Origin of the sequence: uncultured Sunxiuqinia sp. (assembly GCF_947495665.1) — a bacterium.
In the GTDB taxonomy this organism is placed as follows: domain Bacteria; phylum Bacteroidota; class Bacteroidia; order Bacteroidales; family Prolixibacteraceae; genus Sunxiuqinia; species Sunxiuqinia rutila.
On sequence record NZ_CANLZV010000025.1, the window covers coordinates 19,456 to 29,971 of the forward strand.

Annotated in this window: 10 protein-coding genes; 3 read left to right on the forward strand and 7 right to left on the reverse strand. The window is 44.0% G+C overall.

Annotated elements, in window-relative coordinates; genetic code table 11:
* Positions 1-104: 104 nt before the first annotated feature.
* The 3 genes from Q1A18_RS18455 to Q1A18_RS18465 all read right to left on the reverse strand — a co-directional run bounded on the left by Q1A18_RS18455 (position 105) and on the right by Q1A18_RS18465 (position 2,998).
* Positions 105-1,406, reverse strand: a complete 1,302-nt coding sequence (locus Q1A18_RS18455) for a Gfo/Idh/MocA family oxidoreductase (RefSeq protein ID WP_299584380.1) — start codon at positions 1,404-1,406, stop codon at positions 105-107.
* A 128-nt stretch (positions 1,407-1,534) separates the two neighbouring features.
* Positions 1,535-2,254, reverse strand: coding sequence for a head GIN domain-containing protein (locus Q1A18_RS18460; protein WP_299584383.1), 720 nt, complete (start codon positions 2,252-2,254; stop codon positions 1,535-1,537).
* Between the two features lie 24 nt (positions 2,255-2,278).
* Positions 2,279-2,998, reverse strand: a complete 720-nt coding sequence (locus Q1A18_RS18465; RefSeq protein WP_299584385.1) for a head GIN domain-containing protein — start codon at positions 2,996-2,998, stop codon at positions 2,279-2,281.
* A gap of 421 nt (positions 2,999-3,419) precedes the next feature.
* On the opposite strand from Q1A18_RS18465, the gene Q1A18_RS18470 reads away from it, so the two are divergent.
* From Q1A18_RS18470 to Q1A18_RS18480, 3 genes are all read left to right on the forward strand, one after another.
* Positions 3,420-3,920 carry a response regulator gene (locus tag Q1A18_RS18470; RefSeq protein WP_299584387.1) on the forward strand — a complete coding sequence of 167 codons (501 nt, stop codon included), beginning with the start codon at positions 3,420-3,422 and terminating at the stop codon, positions 3,918-3,920.
* 288 nt (positions 3,921-4,208) lie between these two features.
* Positions 4,209-4,454 (forward strand): hypothetical protein, encoded by a 246-nt coding sequence (locus Q1A18_RS18475; RefSeq protein ID WP_299584390.1) that lies wholly within the window; start codon positions 4,209-4,211, stop codon positions 4,452-4,454.
* A 99-nt stretch (positions 4,455-4,553) separates the two neighbouring features.
* Positions 4,554-5,048, forward strand: coding sequence for an SPOR domain-containing protein (locus tag Q1A18_RS18480; RefSeq protein ID WP_299584393.1), 495 nt, complete (start codon positions 4,554-4,556; stop codon positions 5,046-5,048).
* A gap of 201 nt (positions 5,049-5,249) precedes the next feature.
* Here the strand turns inward: Q1A18_RS18480 and Q1A18_RS18485 are convergent, their stop codons facing one another.
* From Q1A18_RS18485 to Q1A18_RS18500, 4 genes are all read right to left on the reverse strand, one after another.
* Positions 5,250-6,407: a methionine aminotransferase gene (locus tag Q1A18_RS18485; RefSeq protein WP_299584396.1), complete on the reverse strand. Its 1,158-nt coding sequence runs from the start codon at positions 6,405-6,407 to the stop codon at positions 5,250-5,252.
* A gap of 88 nt (positions 6,408-6,495) precedes the next feature.
* Complete coding sequence (recO, locus tag Q1A18_RS18490; RefSeq protein ID WP_299584399.1) at positions 6,496-7,221, reverse strand: DNA repair protein RecO; 726 nt, start codon at positions 7,219-7,221, stop codon at positions 6,496-6,498.
* A 15-nt stretch (positions 7,222-7,236) separates the two neighbouring features.
* On the reverse strand, positions 7,237-9,564 hold the full coding sequence (locus tag Q1A18_RS18495) for a T9SS type A sorting domain-containing protein (RefSeq protein ID WP_299584402.1): 2,328 nt from the start codon (positions 9,562-9,564) through the stop codon (positions 7,237-7,239).
* Positions 9,561-10,148, reverse strand: coding sequence for a non-canonical purine NTP diphosphatase (locus tag Q1A18_RS18500; RefSeq protein ID WP_299584405.1), 588 nt, complete (start codon positions 10,146-10,148; stop codon positions 9,561-9,563). The genes Q1A18_RS18495 and Q1A18_RS18500 overlap by 4 nt, the downstream gene beginning before the upstream one ends.
* Positions 10,149-10,516: the final 368 nt, after the last annotated feature.

The window sequence follows — 10,516 nt, forward strand, 5'->3', positions numbered from 1 at the left end:
TTTTAAGTGCATCCTCTTAAATCGAAAAAATTACTGACAGTTTCATCTAAACAAAAAGCCCCAACACAAAAGCTGAGGCCTTATTTGCTTTCTATAATATCGAATTAAAAATCCGTAAAGTCCCACTGCCCCCGGAACGGACGCGTACGCATCAGGTTGGCAAATTGGTCGTTCTTAAATTCCTCTTTCTTCGGGTCCCAACTCAGCGGACGTTGAAGCTCGTAGGAAATGTTTGCCAGGTTACACATCGAGGCTGTCCGGTGACCAGTTTCTACATCGGAGATCGGTTTTTCACGTGTTCGCATGGCCTTCACCCAATCCTGGTAATGATTGTCGCTGTAATAAACCCGTTCGTCTGTCTCCTTCAGCGCTTGTTCAGCCAGCTTCGCAATAGGAAAAGTGCGTAAAAACGACCGGCTGATTTCCACTTTCCCTTCGGTACCTATAAACTGAACCGCGTTAAAATCGCCCCAATCCACATGGTTAACCACCACACCATTCTCGTACACCATTTTCAAACCACGCTTGGCTGGTTTTTCCGGCGGAATAAATTCAACAGGGCCCGATTCATCCATGCCCATGGCCCACTGGGCAATATCAAACATATGAGCCCCCCAATCAGTAACCATTCCACCTCCAAAGTTGCGGTAATTTCGCCAGTTGGGGTACACATCCACCTCAACCGGAGGTGCCAGTTCTGCATGGAAATCGCGATACAGCGATGGGCCAACCCACAAGTCCCAATTTAAAGCTTCCGGCGCTTTCTGGCTTGGCAGGTTGCATTGAATAACCGGATCTCCAACACTGACATTGATCTCCTTAATTTCGCCGATATAGCCATTTCTCACCAACTCCACGGCATGACGGAAGTTTCGCCACGAACGCTGCATGTTTCCTGTCTGAAAGACCCGCTTGTACTTCCGGGTAGCCTCAACCATTGCTCGTCCCTCGGCCACGGTAAGAGCCATTGGTTTTTCACAGTAAATATCTTTCCCGGCTTTGGCAGCATCAACCGCCATTTGAGCATGCCAATGGTCCGGCGTTGCAATTACCACGGCATCAACATCCGGATTGGCCAACAAATCGCGGTACTCTTCATAGGCCTGCATCCTGGCAGTAGCGTGGCCATTTTTTGCCAGAGAAGTTTTGGCCTGTTCAACAAACCGATCCAGCTTTGTTTTATAAACATCGCATGCAGCCACAGGCACCAGGTCTTTACAGTTGTCGGCAAAATAGTTTAGCAAAATGCCTCCTTGCTTTCCGGTTCCAATAAAGCCCAGGTTGATTCGGTCGTTGGCTGCAACAAAGCCTTTACCTCCCATTACATGACGCGGAATAATCGTAACAGCAGCTGCTCCAAGGGCTGCTTTTCCAAGAAAATTTCTTCGGTTTAATTTTTCATTCATACGTTTAGTCATTAATGCATTGCAGGTTATGCTTAAAGGTAGGTAAATTTTGCGTTTATCAACAGAAAAAAAGCTCCCCCGCTGGCAGGAAAGCTTTCTTTGAAAAATTGCAAAATATTAATTAGGTCCTAATATTTGTAAACGTCTCCTCCACTGGATTCGCTAATGTCTTTTTTAATCGGATTGCCTTTGTAGCGGATGTCTCCCCCACTACTTGCCGATGCCTTTAGTTCTTCAGTGACATGCACTACGACATCTGCACCGCTGGAAACATTCACCCAACAATACTTAGCCACCAAATCGCCGCAGGAAATGTCGGCACCACTGGATGACGAGGCCTCCAGGTTTTCAGTAATTCCGCTAAGTTCAGCATCTGAACCACTGCTGGTGTCCAACCAAACTGAGTTTGCCGTTAGGTCATCCAATTCAACATCGGCCCCGGAGCTAACAGCAATTTGAATTTCATCCAGGTTAAAGGCATTCTGAGATTCAACGTCAGCTCCTGCCGAAACATCCAACCGGTTTAAATCATCAAAAGTAACGTAGGCAGCCCGCTCTTTATCCCACGGCCAGCCTCTTTGCTTTTTCATGTAAATATGCAAAATCCCATCTCGCACTTCCGTTAGCACTTCATCAATAACATCAGGATCTGCTTTTACAACAACCTTCTCTGCATCACCCTGTGTTAAGTACAAGTCGATCCCGCTACTAACCGAGATGCCATGAAAACTAGCTGTTTTTCGGGTTTGTGTTCCGGTTCTTTCGCTACTGGCAAAGCCTGGAATTACAAGCAATACCCCGAGCAAGGCCAAAGCAATCATGCAAGAATAGTGTTTCATTGTCTTCATAAAGTTGGTGTTTTTGATTTCTGCCTATTTTTTTGAAATATTTCCTCCCGAAGAGGTGCTGGTATCCACCGTTGACGGAGAACCTGAGTAATAAATTTGTCCGCCGCTGGAAGCTTCTCCCTCAAAATCCTCCGACACTTCTACATAGATATGAGCTCCACTTGACACATCCGCCTTACATTGTCGCACATCCAGCTTTTCGGCATTCAACTGGGCTCCGGATGAAGCCGTCAGCGAAGCTTCACGACTTTCTCCTGAAAGGCGGATTTGAGAACCCGCCGAAGCCTTTGCTTCCAACGTTTGGGTATGAAGCTGAAGTTTCTGCTGGCTTCCAGCGCTGGCTTTAGTTACCAGTCTTTTAATTCGTAGCATTCCATCGCTGCCTACCTGAGCTCCGGCCGTAGAACGAAGTTCTTCCAAATTGGTAAATTCAACCGTAACCAGAAGTTCCCGTGATTTTTTGATGCGTGCATCCGCAAAAACAGTCAACTCACCACGCTTCAGTTCGGTCCGGATCACTTCGTGCAAATTTTCATCGGCCACAACCTTTACCAGATTCTTTTCAGATTGAACAAGCATGACTTTCAACCCTGTGCTTACCTTAATTTTATCAAACTCGCCAATTTCCCGGTATTCCGTTGTCACAATTCCGTTTCCTTTTATTGACGGACCTAAAAAAAAACAGGAAGACATAAGAAACAAGGCCAAGAGAAAGGCGGATAAGTGAAGCAATTGCTTTTTCATATAAACGAACTTTAATTAATGGACGAAAAGATTTTGTTTTCGTTACACAAATAAAGAAAGCTTTAACGCACGAAGGTTTAAAATTTCGCTGAAGAGATGCTTTTCATCGGTAAACTGCGACCGCAATGCCTGCTGGGATTTAAAGCCAGCCGTCAAGCATGCACTTACTGCAAGCCAGAAGCTTCTTTTATTGACCTACCCTGTTTTAAGCCGGGCAGGTTACCATTTTTTCAACCGGATATGAAAAAGATGGCTCCGCTAACAATCTGAAAGACCTGCTATTGAACAGTTGTTTTTTAATACTTTTCTCGTCATTTCTTCCGTTACCAACTTATTGTGTTCAATTTTTTACTAATTTTAACAAAATTAATAGCACTAAAAGTCTACACAAAGGCACAATTAACTTATTATTCTTTAACCCATGCAAAATAATAAAAGCCCGTTAGTTTTTGTTGTTGAAGACAATCCGGTGTACAGCAAGCTCGTCGTAAGCTACCTGAAGACCAATAAGTTTACAAACACCGAAGCGTTTTCATCAGGTGAAGAAGTTTTAAAAGCCATGGAACGCCAACCTAAAATTGTGATTCAGGACTATTTATTGGACGGGATGAATGGCATTGAAGTACTCAAACAGGCCAAAAAAATTGCTCCTGATGTAGAGTTTATCTTTTTATCGGGGCAGGACAGCATTGACATTGCCATTAACACCATGAAATATGGTGCTTATGACTACATTGTCAAAGACCAAATGGCCCTGAAAAAAATGGTGAACAAGATGACTAAGATCCTATCAGTTGCCCAACTGGAGCGCAGCAATAAACGCTACAAAAAAGGGGTCGTTCTGTTTTTCATCTTTTTATCCCTTTTTATCATTGCTGTTATCACATTATCCATCTTGTTTCCACGAACATTCGGATTCTAGATTGCTTTTAAAAATTGTTTTCTGAACCGGTCAATTGAGGTGACTGGGAATTTTTCAATGCCTGAATATTAGATTTAATCCAAAAGGAAATCCTCTAACCTCCGGTCTTCGAATAAGTCAGCAGCCCTGCGTAAACGAATAATCCGGATAATCTCAAGGGGTGATTTGGTGGTTAACTGAACCAACTTTTTGTATAGGCTGACCCGACTCAAGCCGCATTCCTAAGAATCCCGATACAGAAAACCCGTTTAACTGTCGGATATACCATAGTTTTCCTATTTTTGCAGCATGAATTATTATTCTTACGTCCTATATAATCAGGAATACCATCGGTTTTACTATGGTTTTTGCATGGACCTCAAGAAGGCGGAACAGGCTCATAACGAAGGGAAAATTGACTTGACAAAAGACTATTCCAATTGGTTGATTCTCTATCATGAAGGTTTTCCAAGCAAGCAGGAGGCCATTCGCCGAAGCCGATTTTATCGCAGCGTTGCCGGTCAACGCTACCTTAAAAACATTTTAAAATATTAGATTTCAACAATCTTTAGTTAATAACCTGTTATCCAAAGAACAATAAGCAGCAATGCTTTTTCGTATTTTTGAAAGTAAAATAAGTAAACCCAAAAAGTCATGAAAAAAATAATGGTTGCGGTTTTAGCCTTGGGAATGATTTCCTCTGGCTGTAAAGTTTTCCAAAAAGTACCAAAGGAAGAACCTGCAGAGGAAGTTGTGCAGGATAATGCAAAAGTATTCTCAGTTCCTAAAACCAAGTCAGAAATACGCGAAGAACCAACCTCTGACCGCATGTTTGAAGAAGAAGCTGAAAAGCCGGTACGAGTACAATCTGAAAACTTTTCGTTTGACCAAAAAGAAGATCAGGTCAAGAATGAGAATAAAAGTTTCTTTGTTATCATCGGTAGCTTTAGCAGCAATGCCAATGCCAACCGCTACAAGCAAGAACTGATCTCACAGGGATTCACACCCATTGTGTTGCACAGCGAAACGGGTTATTTCCGTGTTTGTGTTAACTCATTCGTTAACGAAGCAGAAGCCCGCAAACGCGTTTACCAAATTCGCAATGAATTTCCACAGTACGCTGATACTTGGTTGCTGATTAAAAAATAAGTCCATTTACGGATCTTGAATTTAGGGTTAATAGCTGAACTGGCAATCGTTTCAACCGAACGAGCCAGCAACTGTTAACCCTAATTTTTTCCTACCGCAGTACAATCCCCGGTTCATACAACAGCTTCCGAAGGCCATAGCTGTCCCTTCCACCTGAAAAGGCAGACTAGACATCAGAAATACTGACTGGTGTAAAACAGATTAAAAGTCGGTTGTTGATGGCACTTGCAAGAGTTTTTCAGCGGCACGCTCCAAGGTATCATTCTCTTTGGCAAAGCAGACCCGGACAAAGTTAGACCGGTTCTTCTCATGACAGAAAGCAGATACCGGAACCGTTACAATACCAAAGTCACGTGCTAAACGCTCTGCAAAGTCAATATCGGGCTCATCAGAAACCTTCGAGTAATCCAGCAACTCAAAGTAGCCTCCCTGCGCAGGAATCACCTCATATAAGCTTCCTTCAAGCAGTCGGTTAAAATAGTTCCGCTTGCCCTGGTAAAGCTCTGAAATCTCTTCAAAAGAGTGATTTTGCGGCAAATAATCCGCAAGAGCATATTGCAAAGGAGAGTTTACATTATAAATTTGAATCTGCTGCATTTTACGAAATTCGCGCATCAGCTTTTCCGGAGCCAAACAATACGAAATTCCCCAGCCATTGATGTTATACAACGGGCCGAAGGACGAGACAACAAAGCTTCGCTCAATCAGTTTTTCATAGCGGGCAACACTCTGATGTGTCTGATTATCGAAAATCATGGACTCAAAAATCTCATCACTCAATATCGTAATGTTCGTTCCATTGGTCAGGCGCTGCAACTGGTAAAGGTCATTTTCAGACAATACCGAGCCCGTTGGATTATGCGGCGAATTCAGAATAATCATTTTAGTTTTGGCACTCACCATTTTACGCAGCTCATCCCAATCAATTCTGAAAGTAGGAGCTTTCAGTCGGACAAACACCGGGCGGCCACCATTTAAAATGATGGATGGCGCAAAAGATTCAAAAGCCGGCTCAAAAATTATCACCTCATCATCATCCTTCACCACGGCACTAATGGCAGTGTGAATGGCCTGATTCGTCCCGGCGGTAATGGTTATTTCCGTCAAAGGATTATAAACCTGTCCGTAGTTGACCCGAACAATCTCACTAATCTCCTTTCTCAAAGGCAAAATTCCTTCAAGTGGAGCATAATTGTTATATCCGTCATTCAGGTACTTGGCAGCCAAATCTATTAGCTTCTGCGGACATTTAAAGTCGGTTCTCCCAATGCCCATATCGACCGCGCCAGACTCTTCAACCCATTTGTTAATTGAAGAAAACACACTTGAGTTAGTATTGGGTAATTTCGATTGCACCATAACTAAGAAATAAGTTGGCAAAATTAATAAAAGAGCTGATAGTCCACCGAGAGTTCTCCAAAATTAAAGAATTATTCGTCACCAACAGCTATGCCAGCACTTCTTTTAAAACAGCTAATGATTTTAAATTGCCTGATAAATGCAGATGCATTTGGTAGTAAATCAGCAACTGGCTTAAAAGCACGGAGCGCTCGCGATTGGTCATTCTAATCTGCTCAATCTTACCCAGATCGAACTGAAACAACTGCTTGAAATTAGCAGTAGTTTCGGCATTCATAAACTGATTATGCAAGGGTTCTGAGGCTATAAAAGCCGCTGTTTCCAAATCAAAAAACATGGTTTTTGCTGCAGATGGCGCTTGCGGAGAAACCCCAAGAAAAGAGGTCAGATGGAACAGAAAAGCCAAGTGAAAATTCGCAATTCCATCTTTTTTAAGGTCCAAAAGGGCAATGGCATGAAATAAAAAGTCAAACAGTTCAGCATTGGGTTCTTCCTCTTTCAAACATTTCAAGAGAACCTCGGACAAGAAAATGGCTTGCGAGCTTTTTATCATTTCAAACGGCAAACTCTCAAAAGGCATGCTCATCCGAACATCTTTCAGACGCTGCAAATCACGTCCCGGACGATGATACACTTCCAGGTCGAGCAAAAACAAAGGCTGAAACAAACTCTTGCTAAATTTTGCTTTCCGCTTTCTAACCCCTTGAATCAGGTACGACTGAATGCCGAACTTCTCGGTGTAAATCCGCGCAATAATGCTGCTTTCAGAATAATTGATGTGATGCAAATAAATGCCCCTTGTTTTTTCCAGCACGCTTGAATCTCCTGTTTAATGAATGAAAAGAATTTTAGTCGTAAAGGTTCGTTCTCCGAATTTATCGTTTCCAAACACCACATACACTCCGGTACTTACCCGGTTTCCGTTCAGGTTTTTCCCATCCCAGATTGCCTGTCCGCCAAGCGAAGTGGTTTGGTACACCAAGTTTCCGCTAATATCCGTGATTTTAATATCCGTATCCGTAATTAAACCGGTAATGACAATATCCCCGTCATAATCTTCGCGTACCGGGTTGGGAAAAGCATACACGTCGGCATATTCACTTCCTCCTTTGGTTGCCTCGCCCCGGTAGGCAATGAGCCCTTCGGGTGTAGCAAAAAACACCTCTCCCGTTTGGTCGTTAATGGCAATGGATTGAATGGTGTTGGACAAAAGCAGACTGTTGGATTTATTGAAGCTTTTTAATTCCGTTCGGCCGTCTTCAGAGACCAAAAACACGCCCGAATTTTGTGTTCCCAGCCACTTCCGATTGGCGCCATCAACAGCAATCGCCGTCACCGTCTGGCCGCGCAACAGCGGATGATAAATGCCATCATCCAGGTCCAGTCCCGGCTGCGAGGCATAAAACGAGTTTTGTTCCCAAATTCCTTCCGGATCAAAATAAACAGCTACACCCTGCGATGTTCCAACCCAAACAGCATCGTCCTGATCCACCGCAATCGAATAAACGTCATTCATCCGGAAAAACTCCTCCCGGTCGCCATTGTTGAAATAGGCAACCAGCTGTAAACGCCTGCCCAGTGAGCCATCCGCTTTCCGAACATACAAATCGCGGCCACGCGGCAATACAATCCACTGGTCATCATTTTCGGTTAACACAATCTCCCCGACATCAATGCCACCTATTCCTTCCAACTCAAACGATTCCCAACTCCCATCTGCCCGATAAACCGACAGCGGTTTTCCAACCAGTGAGTTGGTCATCCACAAGTTATTTTTTGAATCGAAAGCCATGCCCCCAATGCGAACATAGTTGGGGTTGGCATCTCCGGGTAAAGCGGTTTGCAACGAGCTGTTAAATTGCGTAAAACGATTGACAAACTCCCTGCCCTGAAACTCAACAACACCACCTCCCCAGGAGCCAAAAAACACATGATCTGCATTCCTCGGATCAACAGCAACAGTCACCAAGTCATGAAATCCACGCAGCTCCTCGTGGGTCCAGCCATTAAACAGCTGCCAGCTGCCATTCCGAAGCAATTGTCCCTGAGCATCATTAAAAATATTGTTCCAGGCACTCGTTCGTCCACCGGTGGTTACCCATAAATCCGTTCCATTTCCCAATAAGGAAAAAGCGCGATTATCCACAGGTCCCTTCGGAATAGTTAGTTCAGAATTATCCCCTTGCTGATGTACCAGCCCCGTCCAGGCATCGGCAACCCAAAGTCCACCATCTTCATCGCAAATGGCATCCTGAATATTCAGCGTAGCCGCTTCACCTCCCGAAAAGGAGTAACGGCTTAACTGTCCTACCAATTCATCATCAGCGGTATAAACATGCAGTTGTTCCCCCAAGGAAATCAGCAATTGGTTGTGACAAGCCCGCAACCGGTTAACCGAACTTACCGCAGGCAAAAAACGCTGCCACCCATCACCCCTGTCACGGTATAGCTCCTGAACACTACCATCAGCACTGGAGTAACAGGCAATTAAGTCGCCATTAAAGAACTCGATTTGGGTAAAAGCCTCGTCAGCATGCGGAATGGTTTCCAACTGATTCCATTCATGAAAATCCTGCAAATTCGGCGAATTGGCATTGGCCCGAAATACCCCTTCCCGCGTTGCTGCATACAGGTAGGTCCCATCAAAAGCCATGTCCATCACCACTATGGGCGAGCCATTTTCTCCTATATAGTAGGTATCCTTTATCTCTAGTTTTTGAAGGTTGACTGCCACAATGCCAAAGCCGCACGAAAGGTAAGCGGTTGGTCCCGCCATCAAAATATTGTAGACGCTCTTATCTCCCTGAATTTGTTTTCGTTTGATATCGGAAAGATTAACAACTTCTTGCTCAAAAATCAAATCGAGGTTACTGTTCTGGTAAGCCAGCAAAACCACATTTTGTTCAATACTATAAGCCATTACATGTGGCTGAACATCCGACAAACCATTAATCTGATTGAGCTTATGCAGACTATTATCAGCACGATTATACGAAAACAGCCCACCTGCTGTGATACAATAAATTTGCCCGTCGGTTTCAATAACCTGCTGAGCAGAAGTGTAGGACAGATAGTCGGTCCATTCGCCAACACCAACCTGCGCGGTCAGCGAAAGCGACAGAACTACAAACACCAGTGAGCTGAAAAGCTGTTTCATGCGGTTTTATTCAAGTTCTTCAGGTAAGCAACCAGTTTCTCAACGGCACGCCCCCGATGGCTAATCTGGTTTTTTTGGTTCGCATCCATTGCAGCAAAAGAGGCCGAAAAACCATCCGGCTGAAAAACAGGGTCATAACCGAATCCGGCATCACCTTGTTTCTCTTTCAGAATCTGCCCCTCAACAATGCCTTCAAACTGGGTTTCCTTTCCGTCAATAATCAACGAAATCACTGTTCGGAAACGGGCAGTCCGATCTTCTCTCCCTTGCAACTGATCAAGCAACCTAGCCATATTCGCCTCAGCACACCTTGCTTCTCCGGCATAGCGGGCCGAATAAACTCCCGGCTCTCCGTTCAGCGCATCTACTTCAAGTCCGGTATCATCAGCAAAACAGTTAAAGCCGTATTTCTCAAAAACAAAAAACGATTTCTCTGCAGCATTTCCTTCAAGGGTTTCCTGGTTTTCGGGTACTTCTTCATTACAACCGATATCGGCCAGACTGAGCAACTGAATTTCATCGCCTAAAAGCTGTTGTAATTCGCGGAGCTTATGGGGATTGTTAGTAGCAAAAACAAGTTTCATAAATCAATTTTAATTGAAGCACAGCCTCAAAAGATGGGTAAATCAACATCTTATTGCAAGTCTGGCTCTTTATTATTCTTCATTCTTTTCGAAGTCAAATTTACAAAAACCTGTCAATGACCAATGCCCAAATAATTGACAGGATGCTGAAGGAGTTAAAATCGAGGGCAACAGCCTGTGAAAAGAATCATAAAAAACAAGAGGGGTGCCCTTGTCCGGAGCACCCCTCTTCCATATAAGGTTTCAATAATTTACACGGCAGCTTCGCCGGGAACAGGCACCTGGGCTGTTTCAACAATACCCACATCACCCATGATGTACGTATCAGGACCCAGTTTGATGTCTGAGTTCATCAGCTCTTCAAAAGT